The organism is Ruegeria sp. YTSA108 (genome assembly GCF_059610185.1).
This window is the reverse complement of record NZ_JBXWND010000014.1, coordinates 19,884-36,904: the sequence shown is the minus strand read 5'-3', so window position 1 is coordinate 36,904 and position 17,021 is coordinate 19,884. Positions and strand designations below refer to the sequence as shown.

General features: G+C 58.0%; 20 protein-coding genes. 15 read left to right on the top strand and 5 right to left on the bottom strand.

Annotated features, from left to right (window positions below):
* Positions 1 to 10 precede the first annotated feature (10 nt).
* Positions 11 to 820 carry a 4-hydroxy-tetrahydrodipicolinate reductase gene (gene dapB / locus AC2FHW_RS17200; protein ID WP_496693047.1) on the bottom strand — a complete coding sequence of 270 codons (810 nt, stop codon included), beginning with the start codon at positions 818 to 820 and terminating at the stop codon, positions 11 to 13.
* Positions 821 to 911: 91 nt separating this feature from the next.
* Here dapB and rbfA point away from each other — a divergent pair, with 91 nt between their 5' ends.
* The 14 genes from rbfA to AC2FHW_RS17130 all read left to right on the top strand — a co-directional run bounded on the left by rbfA (position 912) and on the right by AC2FHW_RS17130 (position 11,561).
* On the top strand, positions 912 to 1,307 hold the full coding sequence (gene rbfA, locus AC2FHW_RS17195) for a 30S ribosome-binding factor RbfA (RefSeq protein ID WP_142640024.1): 396 nt from the start codon (positions 912 to 914) through the stop codon (positions 1,305 to 1,307).
* The gene (locus tag AC2FHW_RS17190; protein ID WP_496789851.1) at positions 1,304 to 2,041 is read left to right on the top strand and encodes a phosphodiester glycosidase family protein; all 738 of its coding nucleotides are present in this window, start codon (positions 1,304 to 1,306) and stop codon (positions 2,039 to 2,041) included. Before rbfA ends, AC2FHW_RS17190 begins: the two co-directional genes overlap by 4 nt.
* Positions 2,042 to 2,101: 60 nt before the next feature.
* Positions 2,102 to 3,007 carry a tRNA pseudouridine(55) synthase TruB gene (gene truB / locus AC2FHW_RS17185; RefSeq protein ID WP_496822311.1) on the top strand — a complete coding sequence of 302 codons (906 nt, stop codon included), beginning with the start codon at positions 2,102 to 2,104 and terminating at the stop codon, positions 3,005 to 3,007.
* Between the two features lie 21 nt (positions 3,008 to 3,028).
* Positions 3,029 to 3,532 carry a DUF1643 domain-containing protein gene (locus AC2FHW_RS17180; RefSeq protein ID WP_142640019.1) on the top strand — a complete coding sequence of 168 codons (504 nt, stop codon included), beginning with the start codon at positions 3,029 to 3,031 and terminating at the stop codon, positions 3,530 to 3,532.
* A 94-nt stretch (positions 3,533 to 3,626) separates the two neighbouring features.
* Positions 3,627 to 4,640 carry a calcium-binding protein gene (locus tag AC2FHW_RS17175; RefSeq protein WP_142640017.1) on the top strand — a complete coding sequence of 338 codons (1,014 nt, stop codon included), beginning with the start codon at positions 3,627 to 3,629 and terminating at the stop codon, positions 4,638 to 4,640.
* Positions 4,641 to 4,785: 145 nt separating this feature from the next.
* Complete coding sequence (gene rpsO / locus AC2FHW_RS17170; RefSeq protein WP_142640015.1) at positions 4,786 to 5,055, top strand: 30S ribosomal protein S15; 270 nt, start codon at positions 4,786 to 4,788, stop codon at positions 5,053 to 5,055.
* A 689-nt stretch (positions 5,056 to 5,744) separates the two neighbouring features.
* Positions 5,745 to 5,954, top strand: coding sequence for a hypothetical protein (locus tag AC2FHW_RS17165; RefSeq protein WP_496822309.1), 210 nt, complete (start codon positions 5,745 to 5,747; stop codon positions 5,952 to 5,954).
* Between the two features lie 316 nt (positions 5,955 to 6,270).
* Positions 6,271 to 6,624 (top strand): ArsR/SmtB family transcription factor, encoded by a 354-nt coding sequence (locus tag AC2FHW_RS17160; protein WP_142640011.1) that lies wholly within the window; start codon positions 6,271 to 6,273, stop codon positions 6,622 to 6,624.
* Positions 6,605 to 7,027: an SRPBCC family protein gene (locus AC2FHW_RS17155; protein ID WP_281973782.1), complete on the top strand. Its 423-nt coding sequence runs from the start codon at positions 6,605 to 6,607 to the stop codon at positions 7,025 to 7,027. Before AC2FHW_RS17160 ends, AC2FHW_RS17155 begins: the two co-directional genes overlap by 20 nt.
* On the top strand, positions 7,024 to 7,392 hold the full coding sequence (locus AC2FHW_RS17150) for a DUF1761 family protein (protein WP_496822307.1): 369 nt from the start codon (positions 7,024 to 7,026) through the stop codon (positions 7,390 to 7,392). Before AC2FHW_RS17155 ends, AC2FHW_RS17150 begins: the two co-directional genes overlap by 4 nt.
* A gap of 236 nt (positions 7,393 to 7,628) precedes the next feature.
* Positions 7,629 to 9,779, top strand: coding sequence for a polyribonucleotide nucleotidyltransferase (gene pnp, locus AC2FHW_RS17145; RefSeq protein ID WP_271952102.1), 2,151 nt, complete (start codon positions 7,629 to 7,631; stop codon positions 9,777 to 9,779).
* A 175-nt stretch (positions 9,780 to 9,954) separates the two neighbouring features.
* Entirely contained in the window at positions 9,955 to 10,227 is a 273-nt protein-coding gene (locus AC2FHW_RS17140) for a PepSY domain-containing protein (RefSeq protein ID WP_142640003.1), read from the top strand.
* Positions 10,228 to 10,250: 23 nt separating this feature from the next.
* Entirely contained in the window at positions 10,251 to 10,781 is a 531-nt protein-coding gene (locus AC2FHW_RS17135) for a helix-turn-helix transcriptional regulator (RefSeq protein ID WP_496814538.1), read from the top strand.
* A gap of 48 nt (positions 10,782 to 10,829) precedes the next feature.
* Positions 10,830 to 11,561 carry a glycosyltransferase family 25 protein gene (locus AC2FHW_RS17130; RefSeq protein WP_496822305.1) on the top strand — a complete coding sequence of 244 codons (732 nt, stop codon included), beginning with the start codon at positions 10,830 to 10,832 and terminating at the stop codon, positions 11,559 to 11,561.
* Between the two features lie 71 nt (positions 11,562 to 11,632).
* Here the strand turns inward: AC2FHW_RS17130 and AC2FHW_RS17125 are convergent, their stop codons facing one another.
* The gene (locus AC2FHW_RS17125) at positions 11,633 to 12,283 is read right to left on the bottom strand and encodes a peroxiredoxin (protein WP_142639998.1); all 651 of its coding nucleotides are present in this window, start codon (positions 12,281 to 12,283) and stop codon (positions 11,633 to 11,635) included.
* 207 nt (positions 12,284 to 12,490) lie between these two features.
* Between AC2FHW_RS17125 and AC2FHW_RS17120 the strand changes: the two genes are divergently transcribed.
* A complete protein-coding gene (locus tag AC2FHW_RS17120; RefSeq protein WP_281973787.1) occupies positions 12,491 to 13,930 on the top strand; it encodes an aldehyde dehydrogenase family protein in 1,440 nt (479 codons plus the stop codon).
* 12 nt (positions 13,931 to 13,942) lie between these two features.
* On the opposite strand, the gene AC2FHW_RS17115 is transcribed toward AC2FHW_RS17120, so the two are convergent.
* The 3 genes from AC2FHW_RS17115 to AC2FHW_RS17105 all read right to left on the bottom strand — a co-directional run bounded on the left by AC2FHW_RS17115 (position 13,943) and on the right by AC2FHW_RS17105 (position 16,890).
* Complete coding sequence (locus tag AC2FHW_RS17115; RefSeq protein ID WP_281996031.1) at positions 13,943 to 14,842, bottom strand: cation diffusion facilitator family transporter; 900 nt, start codon at positions 14,840 to 14,842, stop codon at positions 13,943 to 13,945.
* Between the two features lie 76 nt (positions 14,843 to 14,918).
* Positions 14,919 to 15,770: a bifunctional helix-turn-helix domain-containing protein/methylated-DNA--[protein]-cysteine S-methyltransferase gene (locus AC2FHW_RS17110; RefSeq protein ID WP_271952091.1), complete on the bottom strand. Its 852-nt coding sequence runs from the start codon at positions 15,768 to 15,770 to the stop codon at positions 14,919 to 14,921.
* A 76-nt stretch (positions 15,771 to 15,846) separates the two neighbouring features.
* Positions 15,847 to 16,890, bottom strand: coding sequence for a heme-binding protein (locus tag AC2FHW_RS17105; RefSeq protein WP_496822304.1), 1,044 nt, complete (start codon positions 16,888 to 16,890; stop codon positions 15,847 to 15,849).
* Between the last annotated feature and the right edge of the window lie 131 nt (positions 16,891 to 17,021).

Genomic DNA, 17,021 nt, shown 5'->3' with positions numbered 1-17,021 from the left:
CCGGGTGGTGTCAAAGCCCCAGAACATCCACCATGTCATATTGGCCGGGGGATTTGCCCTGCCCCCACAGCGCCGCCTTCAGCGCCCCACGGGCAAAGATCGCCCGGTCGGTGGCCAGATGGCGCAGCACGATGCGTTCGCCCGGTGCTGCGAATAGCACGTCGTGTTCGCCCACAATGTCACCACCCCTAATGGCATGGAACCCGATATCGCCCCGCTTGCGCGCGCCGGTCATACCATCGCGGCCCCGATCGGACACCTCAGCCAGATCTACACCACGCCCTTCGGCAGCGGCCTCGCCCAGCATCAGCGCGGTGCCCGAGGGCGCATCGACCTTGTGGTGGTGATGCCCTTCGATCACCTCGATATCGAAATCTTCATCCAACGCGGCAGCGACCTTTTTGGTCAGCTGTACCAGCAGGTTCACACCCAGGCTCATATTTCCCGCCCGCACGATCACCGCATGACGTGAGGCCGGCTCCAGAGCGGCAATCTGCTCGTCACTCATCCCGGTAGTGCCGATCACATGCACACAGCGCGCCTGCGCCGCCAACGCGGCGAATTCCAGCGTCGCCTCGGGTGCGGTGAAATCAATCACGGCCTGCGCCTGGGCAAAGGCCTCCAGCGGATCGTCGGTCACCGTGACGCCCAGCGCTGCACCGCCCATGGCCACGCCCACATCCTGCCCAACCCAATCATGACCCGTGCGCTCGACCACGCCGACCAGGCGGGCCTGATCACTGTCGGTCACGGTCCTGATCAACATCTGACCCATACGGCCCGAAGCCCCTGTGATGACGATCCCCGGAATATGGGTCATTGCGCTGGTCCTTTCACATTGATTGGCTCAAAGCCTCCTACCCGGTTCGCACCCGCTTGGCAAAGCCCCGCTTTGCGCTTAGATCGGGGATATGGCTAAGAACAAATTCCACGATGGCCCCGGCCCGTCCCAACGACAGCTGCGTGTCGGCGAACTGATCCGCCGCACCCTGTCCGAGGTTCTGGCGCGCGGAGATGTCCACGATCCCGACCTGAATCGCATGTCAATCACTGTGGGTGAGGTGCGCACCTCGCCCGATCTGAAGATCGCCACCGCCTTTGTGCTGCCCCTGGGCGGCAAAGGGCAGGAGGATGTAATCGAACTGCTGGCCCGCAACAAACACGAGCTGCGGCGCATGGTTGGTAAAAAGGTCGGGCTAAAATTCTCCCCCGATCTGCGATTCCGGCTGGATGACACATTCGACCGTCTGGATGACACCCGCCGCATGTTCGATCAGGACGCGGTGCGCCGCGATCTCGACGAGTGATCCGGGCATTTGCCACTTTGGGCGCTTTCCTGTGGGCGGCGCAAGCCGGGGCAGTGACATGCGAAAAGGTCACGCATAGTGACAAACGCTACACTGTCTGCGAGGTGGATGCCGCGAATGAGGACATGCGCTTGTTCCTCAATGACGAGAATGGCGACCTGCTAGGGCATTTCTCGGCGGTGAATGAGGCGCTGGAGCCCGTTGGCAAGCGTCTGGCCTTTGCGATGAACGCAGGCATGTATCACGACGACCGCTCGCCCGTCGGCCATTATGTCGAAGACGGGCAGGAGCAGATGCGTGTGATCCCGAACCCCGGTCCCGGAAACTTCGGCCTTCTGCCCAACGGGGTGTTCTGCATCCGCGAGGGCCGCGCCGACGTGTTCGAGACGCTGGACTTTATAGATCAAGCCCCGGATTGCCGCTTTGCCAGCCAATCCGGCCCGATGCTTGTCATCGACGGAGAGCTGCACCCAAGGTTCCTGCCTGATTCGACGTCGGTTTACGTCCGCAATGGCGTGGGCACCAGCGATGATGGCACCCGCGCGGTGTTTGCCATTTCCGAAGATTACGTAACCTTCCACCAATTCGGCAGCCTGTTCCGCGACGTACTGGAAACTCCGAATGCGCTGTTCTTTGATGGCAATATCTCACGTATGTATGACCGGGCGAATAATCGATCCGATGTCGGGTTTTCACTGGGGCCGATTGTTGGTGTGGTCGAAGACACGCCCTGAAATTGACAGGGCCCGACCGATCCGCTAACTCGCGCGCCTCAGCAAAGAACAAGGTGCACAATGGGACGCAAACGCAAGGGTCGCGAGATTTCCGGTTGGCTGGTAGTGGACAAGCCCGCAGGCATGACCTCGACCGCCGTGGTCAACAAGGTGCGTTGGGCGATGGACGCGAAAAAAGCGGGCCATGCGGGCACGCTGGACCCCGAGGCCACCGGCGTTCTGGCCGTGGCTTTGGGTGAGGCGACCAAGACCGTTCCCTATATCACCGACGCTTTGAAGGCCTATACCTTCACCGTGCGTCTGGGTCAGGCCACCAATACCGATGACGCCGAGGGCGAGGTAATCGCAAGCAGCGATGCGCGCCCTTCGGATGATGACATCAAAGAGTCCCTCGCGCCCTTTATCGGTGAAATCATGCAAGTTCCGCCGAAATTCTCGGCGGTGAAGATCGACGGGCAACGTGCCTATAAGCTGGCTCGCGATGGCGAGGATGTGGAACTCGCTGCGCGCCCTCTGTGGGTCGAGGAACTGGTTCTGGTTGATCGCCCAGATGCCGACCACGTCATGCTGGAAATGACCTGCGGCAAGGGTGGTTATGTCCGATCGATCGCGCGTGATCTGGGCGCGGCGCTGGGATGCTACGGCCATGTCCGCGAGCTGCGCCGTATCTGGTCCGGCCCGTTCGAGACCAAAGACGGGCTGAGCATTGAACAGATCGATGAGATGGCCAAAACCACCGCGCTGGATGATTACCTGCACCCGCTGGAAACTGGCTTATCGGACCTGCCCGAACTGAAATGCACCCCCGAAGGTGCGACCCGTCTGCGTAACGGCAACCCTGGTATGGTTCTGGCGTCCGATGTGGAATACGGGGATGAGGCCTGGGCCTCGCTGGATGGTCAGGCGGTGGCGGTCGGCATCTATAAATCCGGCGAATTGCATCCCAGCCGGGTGTTCGTCACGTAATCTGCGTGCTAGTCGAAACCCATGATCACGCGCACACATACCAAGGGCGACGCGCCCTCGACCGCTGTTTATTCAGATTGCGAGAGATACCGCTATAGCCTGACGCGCATCTGGGATCCGACCGGGCGCAAGGCGCTGTTTGTGATGCTGAACCCGTCCACCGCGACCGAGGTGCAGAACGATCCCACGGTTGAACGCTGCGAACGCCGGGCGCGCGCGCTGGGGTTCGGCGCATTTCAGGTCACCAATATCTTTGCATGGCGCGATACTGATCCACGCAAAATGCGGGCCGCTGCCGATCCGGTGGGGCCAGAGAATGACATGGCCATTCTGAATGGCGTGGACTGGGCCGATCAGGTCATCGCTGCCTGGGGCACCCATGGCGCGCATTTGGATCGAGGCACCACCGTCGAAACCCTGCTGCGCGGCACCGGTCAGCCGATGTACCACCTTGGGCTTACCAAGGACGGCCACCCCAAGCATCCGCTCTATATCGCTTACACGCAAAACCCCGAACCCTGGTGACAAAGGGTTAACCACAAGCTCAGCTAGGCTTTGACCAAAGCCCTGATCGCATGGGACATTTCACCCTCGAAGCAATGCGTTCAAGGAGGTTGTCATGTTTCTGATCGGATTGCTTAGTCTGGCGGCTGTCGGCGGGGTGGCCTATGCCATCGGCGATGTCTTTGACATAGATGAAGATCCCGGTGAGGACGATGTCGTCGACGACCAGCCTCCTGCGGTCGAAACCGGCGAATTCCTTGACGTCGGTGAGAATGTCGAGGAACCCGAAGCGCCCGAGATTTCGACCGGGACGATCATATCCGAAATCGAGGGCGACATGATCATCGCGGGCACCGAGGATCTGGACATCCTGACCGGCCAGGACGGCGACGATCAGATCAATGGATATGCAGGGGATGACACGATTTATGGTGGCGAAGGCGATGACACCCTGCATGGGGGAGGAGGCGCTGATACGATCTTTGGCGGCACTGGCCAGGATGTCCTTCACGGAGAGGCGGGCGACGATCAAATCTCGGGCGATGAGGGGGATGATGCACTTTACGGGCATTTCGGCGCAGATCACCTGGACGGCGGGATGGGCGAGGATGAGCTGTATGGCGGGCAGGATGACGACATTCTGACCGGCGGTGAGGGCGATGACGCACTGCATGGCGGGTTTGGTGATGACCGGTTGAGCGGTGGCGAAGGCAAGGACGTGCTGTTTGGCGGTGATGGCGACGATATTCTGGACGGTCAGGATGGAGAGCACCCCGACGCGGTGGATTTCCTGAACGGTGGCGCCGGGGATGATACGATCATTGCTGAAAGCGGGGATATCGTAACCGGAGGCGAAGGCGATGATGACATCGCTGTTTCGCCCGAAGCGGATGATGACGCCGTCACCGTCATGGATTTTCAGCCCGGTCAAGACAAGTTGCTGATCTCATGGGAAGGTCAGGAAAACCCGGACATTCAGATCAAGACAGACACCGAAGACGAGAACCTGACCCATGTAATTGTCGACGGGCAGAACGTGGTGCAGCTGATCGGGGCAGACGGTGTCAGCGCCGATGACATCCAACTGATATCCTCAGGCGATCTGGCGCAGCTCAGCGCGCTGGGCTGAATTTCCAGAATCCCTTTGCCATTGACCGCAAATGCGCCTATACGCGCGCATCCGTGTCGGAATCGATGCGGTTTTCTCCATGGGCCTGCGCTGGACGACATCCCGGCCTGTGCCATCAACCCTAACCTTTTCAAAGGAGACCCCGATGTCGATTACTGCCGCTGAAAAAGATCGCGTCATGAAAGAATTCGCAACCAAGGACGGCGACACCGGTTCGCCAGAAGTCCAGGTTGCCATCCTGACCTCGCGCATCACCACCCTGACCGAGCACTTCAAGACCCACAAGAAAGATAACCACGGTCGCCGTGGTCTTCTGAAGATGGTTGCCCAGCGCCGTAAGCTGCTGGACTATCTGAAGGGCAAAGAAGAAGCACGGTACCAGGACCTGATCAAAAAGCTGGGCATCCGCCGCTAAGCGCGCGCTGCTGTTTTTGATACAGGCGCTGAAAAGCCAATAGATCATGATACGCTCGCCATTCGGCGGGCGTATTTGGTTTTGGGGTTCTCTCCGACCTTGAAGCAAAGCCTTTTGCTGCATTCTCGATGACCGATCACGACAACATCTCGGACGATGGAAACTTTTTTCGCGCCGTGTGATCCACTTCACCGACAAGCTGCTCAAATCGCTGCAGTCTAGGAACTGTAGTGAGTAGGCGCTTATTTTTTTTCGAGCGTTAGGTTTTTCATAGTCCTCCCTTTTCAAGGCGCGCCCACAATGGGCGCGCCCGTTTTTATTGGGAGCCACGGTTCCGCCTGCTTGCACGATAGAATCGCCCCTAAAGACGGCCGCTTTTTTGCCTTCAGGACCGTTGAATTTGCCCGTGATGAACAGGTGTCAAATTGTGACGTTGCGTCGCAGAATCTGAGCGCTGGTTTAGAAAGTTGACGTAAACGTAAGCAACGTCGTGTTTTTTTATCAGAGAGTCAAAAAATGACGCGAAAGGCCAATATCTTCCCCCTTTGCACAGGATCGGTCGGTTCCTAAATGCCGCCTGTCGCTGCGGGTACACACTCACGGCAAACGGTCTTTGAGCCCTCCCACCCTCGTGGTTCGGACTGGCCCGCAGCGACAGTGTCCGACGACTATTTTACTGGAGTTTAACAATGCCTCTAAAATCAGTTTTGAACCGCGTTTTTGCAGCTAACCTTTCCCAGGCTCCTAAATCAGAAAAAAAGTCAACAACAGTCTCTGGCACAGATGGCATCGTAAAAAAAATGTCCGAGGTGGAAACTGCCGCAATCCTCCGCGGCATACTGAAAGAAAAAGAATTGGGGTCTCCCCAACCGCGTAGCAAAGAAGATTCGTTGCAATAGGCCCAGACCCGCTTTGATCCCGGATATATGAAATCCGCTTTCTGCACGATCATAATAGAATGGATCATCTTCTTTAAGCTGGAGACGGGGCCAATACGGTCCGATCTCACCTGTAGTCAGTGGCTCCACCAAAATCGTTTGCCACACATGTCCTCCCCAAATTTTACCTGACTCAGACTGTATTCGGACACATCTGCACCGATCAGGGCCAAACCCTTATCCAACAGGGTGCATTTGGCGACTGGTCAATCAGGGTTTCAACATGTTATTCACCCAAATGGTTGACTGAAGCAGAATAAGGTTGTAATTCATCCAAATGGTTGAACGAGAGAGTCGATATGACCTCAATGCAATATTGAAGGCCGCGTCCGACCCGACCCGCCGCGCTATTCTGACGATGCTTGCGCAGCAGGGACCATTGCGGGTGACGGACATTGCGCGGCAATTCGATATGAGCCTCAACTCGGTCTCCAAGCACATCAAGGTGCTGGAAAACGCCGAGCTGGTGCAGCGCCGGACCGAATGGCGCGAACATCTGATCGAGGTTCAGATGGCTCCTTTATCAGCCGTTGATTCTTGGTTTGCCGGGTTGCGTTCGATTTGGGCGCTTCGGCTGGACGCCTTGGAAACTGCTTTGGAGGACCCAGAAGATGACGGACCTGTCACTTGAAATAACGCGCGCCATTCCACATCCACCCGAAAAGGTGTTTGATGCCTGGCTCAACCCCGAGATGCTGGCAAAATTCATGCTGCCGGCACCGGGCATGACCGTGCCCGAAGCGCATTCCGACGCCAAGGTCGGCGGCCGGTTCAAAATCATCATGCGCGCGCCCGAGGCTGGCGATCTGCCGCATGAGGGCGAATACAAGGTCATCGACCGCCCCAACCGTCTGCAATTCACCTGGAATTCGCCCTACAGCCAAGACGATTCCACGGTCACACTGGATTTCACACCCACCGAAAAGGGCACCGAGCTGCGGCTGCACCACATCCGCTTTCCTTCGCAAGAAAGCCGGGACAATCACGAGGGCGGCTGGACCGCTATCCTTGCGGCGCTGGAGACGGCACTATGATCAACTGGCTGGCCCTCGGTGCAGGGGTGGTCGCTGCCTTTTTGTTGGGCTGGCTGGTCTACGGCCCTATGGGCTTTCAGAAACGCTGGGCCGAAGGCACCCGCATCGACCCGACGCCGCCCGAAACCCCGCCACTGGGCGCGATGGCCACACAGATCGTGTTCCTGATCCTGCTGGCTGCGGTAATCGCGGTGACCGAGACAACCAATAGCCTGGGCGTCGCCCTGCTTGCGATCCTTGCGGTGGCGGCGCAGACAGCCTCGGTCGGGACATGGGTGCAAAAAAACGGCTTCGCCATTGCGGTCGACACCGGCTATGCGCTGGGCTGTGGTATCGTCATGATCCTGGCCCACGCGATCCTGTAGGATCGCCGCGTCTGCCCGATCCTCGATGGATCGGGCATGCGCCCTTTATACCCTTACCCTTCCTCGGAACTCCTGCCTTTCCAAAGCCCCCAAACTGCTGTATGGGCGGTCCATCTGAGACGTTGTGCTCTGACCCCGGCACTCGAATGGAAGATAAAGTGGGGTCGGCGGCAATGGGGCCGCCACGCAAACGGGAGACCCGCAGGGGCGGGAGTGCTCCCTTCTAGGATACGCAAATGTTTGATGTAACAAAGAAATCAATTCAGTGGGGCGAAGAGACGCTGACACTGGAAACCGGCAAGGTTGCCCGTCAGGCGGACGGCAGTGTGATTGCCACGCTGGGTGAGACCAGCGTGATGGCAAACGTGACCTTTGCGCGGAAGCAAAAACCCGGTCAGGACTTTTTCCCGCTGACCGTCCACTACCAAGAGAAATATTATGCCGCCGGTAAAGTTCCGGGTGGCTTTTTCAAGCGCGAGGCGCGCCCGACTGAAAAAGAGACGCTGACCGCGCGTCTGATCGACCGGCCGATCCGCCCGCTGTTTGTTGACGGCTTCAAAAACGAAGTTCTGGTGATGTGCACCGTGCTGAGCCACGATCTGGTCAACGACCCTGACATGGTGGCGATGATCGCAGCCTCTGCCGCGCTGACCATTTCCGGCGCACCGTTCAGAGGCCCGATTGCTGGTTGCCGCGTTGGTTTCGAGGATGGCGAATACATTCTGAACCCGACAGTGGACGACATGCAGGACCTGCGCCTGAACCCTGAACAGCGTCTGGATCTGGTTGTTGCCGGCACCAAAGACGCCGTGATGATGGTTGAATCGGAGGCTTACGAACTGTCCGAGGCCGAGATGCTGGGTGCGGTCAAATTTGCACACGAGCAGATTCAGCCGGTGATCGACCTGATCATTTCACTGGCCGAAGACGCGGCAAAAGAGCCGTTTGATTTCCAGGCGCCCGATTATTCTGAGCTGTCCGCCGCCGTTAAGGCTGCCGGTGAAGAACAGATGCGCGCCGCCTTCGCGATCACCGACAAGCAAGAGCGCACTGCTGCTGTTTCCGCTGCCCGCGACGCAATCAAGGAAGCCCTGACCGAGGAACAGCTGGAAGACGCGAACCTTGGCTCGGCGATGAAAAAGCTGGAAGCAGGCATCCTGCGCGGCGACGTCGTCAAAGGCGGCAAGCGGATCGACGGTCGTTCGACCACCGATATCCGTTCGATCGTTGCAGAAACCTCGATGCTGCCGCGGACACACGGCTCGGCCCTGTTCACCCGTGGTGAAACACAGGCGCTGGCTGTAACCACGCTGGGCACCGGTGATGATGAGCAGTTCATCGACGCCCTGCACGGCAACTTCAAATCGAACTTCCTGCTGCATTACAACTTCCCTCCTTATTCGGTTGGTGAAGCGGGTCGCGTGGGCCCTCCGGGACGTCGTGAGATTGGTCACGGCAAACTGGCATGGCGTGCGTTGCAGGCGGTTCTGCCTGCGGCAACCGACTTCCCCTACACGATCCGCATCGTGTCGGAGATCACCGAATCCAACGGATCAAGCTCGATGGCGTCTGTTTGCGGCGGTTCGCTGTCGATGATGGATGCGGGCGTTCCGCTGAAAGCACCGGTTGCCGGTGTTGCCATGGGTCTGATCTTGGAAGATGACGGCGATTACGCGATCCTGTCGGACATTCTGGGTGACGAAGACCACCTGGGCGACATGGACTTCAAGGTTGCGGGTACCGAAAACGGCATCACCTCTCTGCAGATGGACATCAAGGTTGCGGGCATCACGCCCGAGATCATGGAGAAAGCCCTGGCGCAAGCCAAGGACGGCCGGATGCACATCCTGGGCGAGATGGGCAAAGCCCTGTCCGAGACCAATGATTTCTCGGTCCACGCACCGCGCATCGAGACCATGAACATCCCCACCGACAAGATCCGTGAAGTGATCGGTTCCGGCGGCAAAGTCATCCGCGAAATCGTCGACGTTTCTGGTGCCAAGGTCGACATCAACGATGACGGCGTGATCAAGATCGCCTCGCCCGATGGCGAATCGATCAAGAAGGCATACGAGATGATCCACTCGATCGTCGCAGAGCCGGAAGAAGGTCAGATCTACACCGGTAAAGTGGTCAAGATCGTCGACTTCGGCGCCTTCGTGAACTTCTTTGGCAAGCGTGACGGTCTGGTCCACGTGTCCCAGATCGAAAACCGTCGCCTGAACCATCCGTCGGATGTTCTGAAGGAAGGCCAGGAAGTGAAGGTCAAGCTGCTGGGCTTTGACGACCGCGGCAAGGTGCGCCTGTCGATGAAAATCGTCGATCAGGAAACCGGCGAAGAGATCGCACCTGAGAAGAAAGAAAAGAAAGAGGAAGGCGCAGAATAATCTGCTCGCCCCTCTGATTTCTCGAAAGACCCCGGCTTTGTCCGGGGTCTTTTTTTTTGTTCAGTCAGCATAAACCTTGGGCCAATTCCGCCCAATTCAACCGAAATCCAATCGCACCACCGGCCAGGCGAACCCACGTCTCCTACATCGACGCAACAAATCTAGGAGATGCGAAATGGAGACTTTCAAAATGCTGACTCTGACCGGACTGATCGCGACCGCCCCGGTGCTGGCTTTTGCCAACGTGACAGTCGGGGACAAGCTGGGCACCACCGAGACCGATATCCGCACCACTCTCGAGGCGCAGGGATACCAGATCGAAGAGATCGAATTCGAAGATGGCGAGATCGAGGTTGAACTCGTCAAGGATGGCGTGGAAACTGAACTGGTCCTGAACAAGACCGATGGCGTTGTCACCGCGATCGAGCTTGAAGAGGACGACGACTGACCAGACAATCTTAAAGGAGCGCTATGAAGATTTCACAGACGTCTTTACTCTGGCTCCTTCTGGTGGTGCAGGCTGTCTGCGCCACCTTTTTCCTAACCGATGCAGCGCTAGATTGGTTTGGCGGCGAAACTGCCGGGTTTCGGCATTTGCACCAGTTCGAATTGTTCCTGTCCCTGGCTCTGATCGGTGGTTTGGTGGCGACAATCACCCTGATCCGGGCTCAGGGCTTGCGCGTGCAGGACATGCAGCGTCAACTGGGCGTGGCGCAGGGCGCGTTTTCGCAGGTCATCGAAAATCAATTCACGCAGTGGCAGCTCAGCAATGCGGAACGCGATGTTGCAATATTGTCCATCAAGGGTTTGTCGATCGTAGAAATCGCCGAGCTGAGACAGACGAAAGAAGGGACTATCAAGGCACAAAGCGCTGCGATCTACCGCAAGGCGGGTGTCTCAGGGCGGCTCCAACTGCTCAGCTTTTTTGTCGAAGAGCTTTTGTCCGAACCCCTGGTCAACACGTCCTCGTCGTCAGAACCCGCCGACCAGGGCCAGGCTTGATCCACGGTTGCTCTTTCCCCGCCTGACGCGGTGTTCTATGCACGGGGTATGCGATCCTTTGTCATCCATATGTCCTCGAGCACCGCGCGCCGTCCCAATGCTGATCAGCTCTGCGCGACCCTGCCCAATGCTGAACTGTTTGAGGCCGTAAATGGCCGCGACCCTGACCAGATTTCCGGTGTCGAACTGCATTCCGGAAATCTGCACCGCCCGCATTACCCATTCCCCTTGCGACCCGCAGAAATCGGCGTGTTCGAAAGCCATCGACGCATCTGGCGCAAGCTGGTCGAGGACGATATCGACCTGGCCATCATCTCCGAGGATGACCTGCGCATAGATCGGGCGCGAATGGAAAAGGCGCTTGGGTTGCTGGCCTCAATCGCCACCCCCGATCACTATATCCGCATCCCCGTAAAACAGCGCGAAGTACCGGCACAGGTCCTGGCAGAACAAGACGGCCTGCGGCTGATCCTACCCAAGGTGATCGGCCTGCAATGCGTATGTCAGATGGTGGGGAAAAACGCCGCCGAACGCCTTTTGGCGACCACCGACCAAATCGACCGCCCTGTCGATACCTTCTTGCAGATGCACTGGCTGACAGACCAGCCGGTTCACGCCTTGCAAGGCAGCGGAAATCAGGAAGTGGCCCAGGAAATCGGCGGCTCGACCATTCAGACAAAACCGCCCCTGTCAGACAAATTAACCCGAGAGTTCAAGCGCGCAGCCTACCGCGCCAAGCTGCACCTGCACCCGCAGCGCCCGCCTGCTTCATCTGGCTGAAAATACCTTCCGGGGGGAATCGCGCCGCGAGGCGCGATGGGGGGCAGACAGCCCCCCTGACCTGGGCCGTCTTACGACGGCGCCTTGGTCTTGCGCAGATAGGGGAAGATGGTCTCGAACTCGCCAAACTTTGCTTTGGCGTCGTCGTTTGAGACAGCAGGCGGAATGATTACGTCTTCGCCAGGCACCCAGTTCGCCGGGGTAGCCACGCCTTTCGACGACATCTGCAACCCGTCCAGTGCACGCAAAATCTCGGCAAAGTTACGTCCCACAGTCATAGGATAGGTCATCGAAAGCTTCAGTTGCTTATCCGGCCCGATGATAAAGACCGACCGCACGGTCGCGCTGTCGGCCGGGGTACGCCCGTCCGGCAAATAGGCCTCGGCGGGCAGCATGTCGAAGGCCTTTGAAACGGCCAGACCATCATCGGCAATGATTGGAAAACCGGGATGCGCGTTGCCATAGGCCTCGATATCCTTTTTCCACTTCTTGTGATCTTCGACGCCGTCAACCGAAACGCCCAGGACCTTGGTGTTGCGCGCGGCCCACTCATCGCTTAGCTGCGCGACGGCCGAAAACTCGGTGGTGCAGACAGGAGTGAAATCCTTGGGGTGCGAGAACAGAATGGCCCAGCTATCCCCAATCCAGTCGTGGAACTGAATGGTGCCCTGATCCGTTTCTGCAGTGAAATTGGGAACGGTGTCGTTGATGCGCAAACCCATGAAGCATCTCCTTTGCTAATTACAAAACCGAGTCGGTTGTCCAGAACCTAATCACTTTGCGCCGATGTTAAACAGTCAGCAAGTCACTTTAGCCCTAGGCCAGACCTCAAAATTCCATTTGATCAAATCGCGCTTGCCGGTTTCCTGAAGGCCTGACACAGTGGCGCCGAACCAAGAATCCCCGTCGCATGGTCAGGAGGATGCACCATGATCGAGAAACGCAATTTTTACATCAACGGTCAGTGGGTTGCCCCATCGGTTACGCATGATTTTCAGGTCATCAACCCCTCGACCGAAGAACCATGTGCCGTGATTTCGCTGGGCGATCAGGCCGATACGGACGCGGCTGTTGCAGCGGCCAAGGCGGCGTTGCCCGGCTGGATGGAAACCCCGGCGGAAACCCGCATCGCGATGGTCGAAAAGCTGATCGCGCTTTATGCCGAACGGTCCGAGGATCTAGCCCAGGCAATGTCGTTGGAGATGGGCGCCCCGATCGACATGGCGCGTAGCCAGCAAGTCGGAGCAGGAAGTTGGCACCTGGCAAATTTCATCCGCGCCGCCAAAGCGTTTCCTTTCGAGCGGCCGCTGGGCGATCACGCTCCCAACGACCAGATCATCTATGAGGCCGTCGGTGTCGCCGCCCTGATCACACCGTGGAATTGGCCAATGAACCAGGTCACGCTGAAGGTCGGTGCGGCTGCGATTGCGGGCTGCACAATGGTTCTGAAACCCTCGGAGCAAAGCCCGCTGAACGCGATGATCTTTGCTGAGCTGATGGATGAGGCCGGATTCCCGCCCGGTGTCTTCAACCTTGTCAACGGTGACGGGGTTGGCGTCGGATCTCAGCTGTCCACGCACCCCGATGTGGATATGGTCAGCTTTACGGGATCCACCCGCGCGGGCACGGCGATTTCCAAAGCCGCAGCCGATACACTGAAGAAGGTGCATTTGGAACTGGGCGGCAAGGGTGCAAATGTGGTCTTTGCCGATGCGGATGAAAAGGCCGTCAAACGTGGCGTGCTGCACATGATGAACAACACCGGTCAAAGCTGTAACGCCCCTAGCCGGATGCTGGTCCAGCGTCCCATCTATGACGCGGCGGTGGAAACCGCAGCTGAGGTTGCCAAAGGTGTCACCGTTGGCCCGGCGATGGAAGAAGGTCGCCATATCGGCCCGGTTGTGAACGAGCTGCAATGGGGCAAGATTCAGGACCTGATCCAAAAGGGTATCGACGAAGGCGCGCGCCTTGTCGCTGGTGGCACTGGCAGGCCTGAAGGGTTGAACAAGGGCTATTACGTGCGGCCCACGGTCTTTGCCGACGTCAACAACCAGATGACCATCGCCCGCGAAGAGATCTTTGGACCGGTTCTGACCATGATCCCCTTCGATACCGAGGAAGAGGCCATCGAAATCGCCAATGACACACCTTATGGGCTGACCAACTATGTCCAGACGCAGGATAACGTCCGTGCCAACCGCATGGCCCGCGCTTTGCGGTCGGGTATGGTCGAGATGAATGGCAAATCCCGCAGCGCGGGTTCCCCGTTCGGCGGCATGAAACAATCCGGCAACGGGCGCGAAGGCGGCGTCTGGGGGCTGGAGGATTTCCTTGAGGTCAAGGCCGTCGGCGGCTGGGCTGCCGAGTAACCCACCTGCCGTCTAACCTGTTTTCGGGGCCCGTGCGCTATCTGCGCCGGGCCCTTTAGACTCTGAATCCGGCTCAAGATGAATCACAAAAACCGATCCGGGGAACTGATCGGTCAAAGCGTCTTCGATATCGTCACAGATATCATGGGCCGTCGCCACGCTCATGCCACCGTCAACGACCAGATGGAACTCGACAAAGATCATGCTGGCGGATCGACGGCCCCGCAGGTCGTGATATTCCAGCGCCCGGCCCAGATTTGCATCGATGATGCTCCGCACTTCATCCAGTTCGGGATCAGTAAGGGACACGTCCATCAGACCGTCAATCGACTTGCGAATGACCTTCCATCCCTCCCACAGAATGTTCAGGGCGACCAGAATGGCCAGGATCGGGTCCAGGATCAGCCAGCCGGTGGCAAGGGCCAAAACCAATCCGATGACAACGCCCACCGAGGTGAACACATCGGTAAAGATATGCTTTGCGCTGGCCTCAAGCGCCGGAGAGGCGTACTGCCGCCCGACCCGCAACAACACATAGGCCCAGGCACCGTTCAAAGCGGTTGCCAGCACATTGATTGCCACCCCGGTCAGCGGGGCCTGGTCCAGATGCGACGATGACAGCGCGGCAACGGCCTCTCGCAGGATTAGAAGCGCCGCCAGCACGATCAGCACACCTTCGACAACAGCAGACAGGTATTCGGCTTTCTTGTGCCCAAAGGGGTGATTATCGTCAGGAGGTTTGCCGCCGATCGAAACCGCAAAGAACGCCAGCAAGGCCGCGACCACATTGACCACGGATTCCATCGCATCGGACAACAAGGCGACTGATCCCGTCAACCACCAGGCCAACAGTTTCAAGGCCAGAACCGCGATGGAAATCGGGATCGACCACAGGGCAAATTTCTGGATCATCGCTTTGGTGTCCTGCAACCTCGGCAAAGGTTTATCACTTTGTTCGACGATCCGTATGGCTTTTTCTGATCAGAAATCAAGCGTCTGCTTGTGCCGCCTCATAGGCCAGCATGGCGCGTTTCACCGGCAGGCCCCAATGATACCCACCCAGCCCCCCGGATTTTCGCAGCGCGCGGTGGCAAGGGATCAGCCAACTGACCGGGTTTCGACCCACGGCCGTCCCGACGGCGCGCACAGCTTGCGGTGATCCCACCCGTTGCGCGATCTCGGAATAGGTTGTGACCTGCCCCGAAGGGATATGCATCAGCGCTTCCCACACTTTGATCTGCAGGGGCGAGCCAATCAAATACAGAGGCGTTGGTTCCAATCGGTCGCTCACCGCGCCAAATGCACTGAGCGCCCAGGGCCGCAGGCGCATCGGGTCCTCGACGAAATTGGCATTGGGCCAACGCGACAACATATCCGCCATGGCATTTTCTTCGCCGGTTTCGGCCCCAAAGGCCATTCCGCAGATGCCCTTGTCGGTGCCCATCACCAAAGCAGGACCAAAAGGACATTCAAACCATCCCCAATAGATGGTCAAACCGGCACCCCTACGGGCGTATTCGCCGGGGCTCATGGATTCCCATTTCAGGAACAGATCATGCAGGCGACCGCTGCCGGACAGGCCCACATTCAGGGCGGTTTCCAGTGTCGTGTACCGCTCGCGCAGCAACGCCTTGGCATGGCCCAGCGTCAGATATTGCTGATACCGCTTGGGCGATACCCCGGTCCAACGTGAGAACAGGCGCTGGAAATGCGCGGGGCTCATATCCATCTGCTGTGCCAGTTCCTCAAGACTCAGGGCCTCTCCGCCCTGATCAATCAGGTCAATCGCCCGGCGCATGACATTATAATGATAGCCGCTTTCTGGGGTCTGGACATTCATGGTCGCACTCCTTCGATAGACAGAAGATGGCCTGTTACCGACCAGAGTGCGACCCGATTCTTGCGCTATCTGCCCCTCAGACCTGCGGGATAACGGTATAGGGTGCCGCCTCTTCCGGGGGTGCAACCTTTTCCATGACGTTGATGCTGACATGCGGCCAGCGGATCAGACCGGGTTTCCCGTCAAAGCGTGGGAAGAAATCCAGACCGACATTCTGCAGATACATCATCAGCAGCTTGGGTTCACCGCCAATTCCCGGCTCGTCCAGTTCCATGATCCAAAAGATCGAATCCATCACCGCCGCGTTGGCTTGTTTGACAACAAACGGAATGTTGACGATCCCGGCATCCTCAAGCGCGGTGTTGAACGGCAATATCGTGGTTTTTTTCACATTGTTCGGTATTCCAGCTGCCAGCAACAGATGCGGGTGCACAGGATCGAAGCCTGGGAACCCCGGGGCGGTCACAACGCCGTTGAACGGATTATCGTGATAATGTTTGTAGGGCGAAAGATATCCGCTGTTCAGGTCCTTTGTGGCCCCTTCGGGCAGCCCGTCGACCACCGGAATCGTTGGCGGTCCATCGATCTCGCTCGCTTCTCCAAGACCTAACAACGAGTCGCCATGTGGCACCGTTCCCAAACGTGCAACGTTCAGATTGTTTGTGGTCAAATTGGTCATATGCAGGAACAGACCGGGCTCGTGATGGATGGCCAGATCGGCAGGTCCCGCCAGTCCGCTGTCGGGGCGATCTTCAGCCGAGAGCTGCGCGATGGACTGCTGATAGTCCAGCGTGACGACAAACTGATCGGTGTTAATGGTCGGGTCTCCTGAGGCCGGGTTCGGACGCTCAATCCTGCGGTTTGGAACCGCTTTGTCAACGGTCGTGAATTGAAGCGTTTCCTCGAATTGATTAACCAGCAGACGGTAGTTGAGACGGCTGCCAGGCTCGGTCGCAAACGGAAGCGCGATCATGTTCCAGCCACGTCCGCGCGTGCTGTCGCCGTTCTTCCAAACTCCGGGCAGTAATTTCAGGGGGCCGAGGTCTTCGTCACCTTGATGGGCCAGCTCAACAGACCGATAACGGGACTGCAGTTTTGCGGCAAGATCTGGGTTCGCCATGGATCAACCTTTCAATAATTAAATAAAATATCCGCCAATGCGGGAAAAATGCGCTGAAATAAAAATAGGCTGCGCCTGGAAAGAATAACACGAATCAGGCTTACCCTACGTAATCCAAAACCCACAGCTAT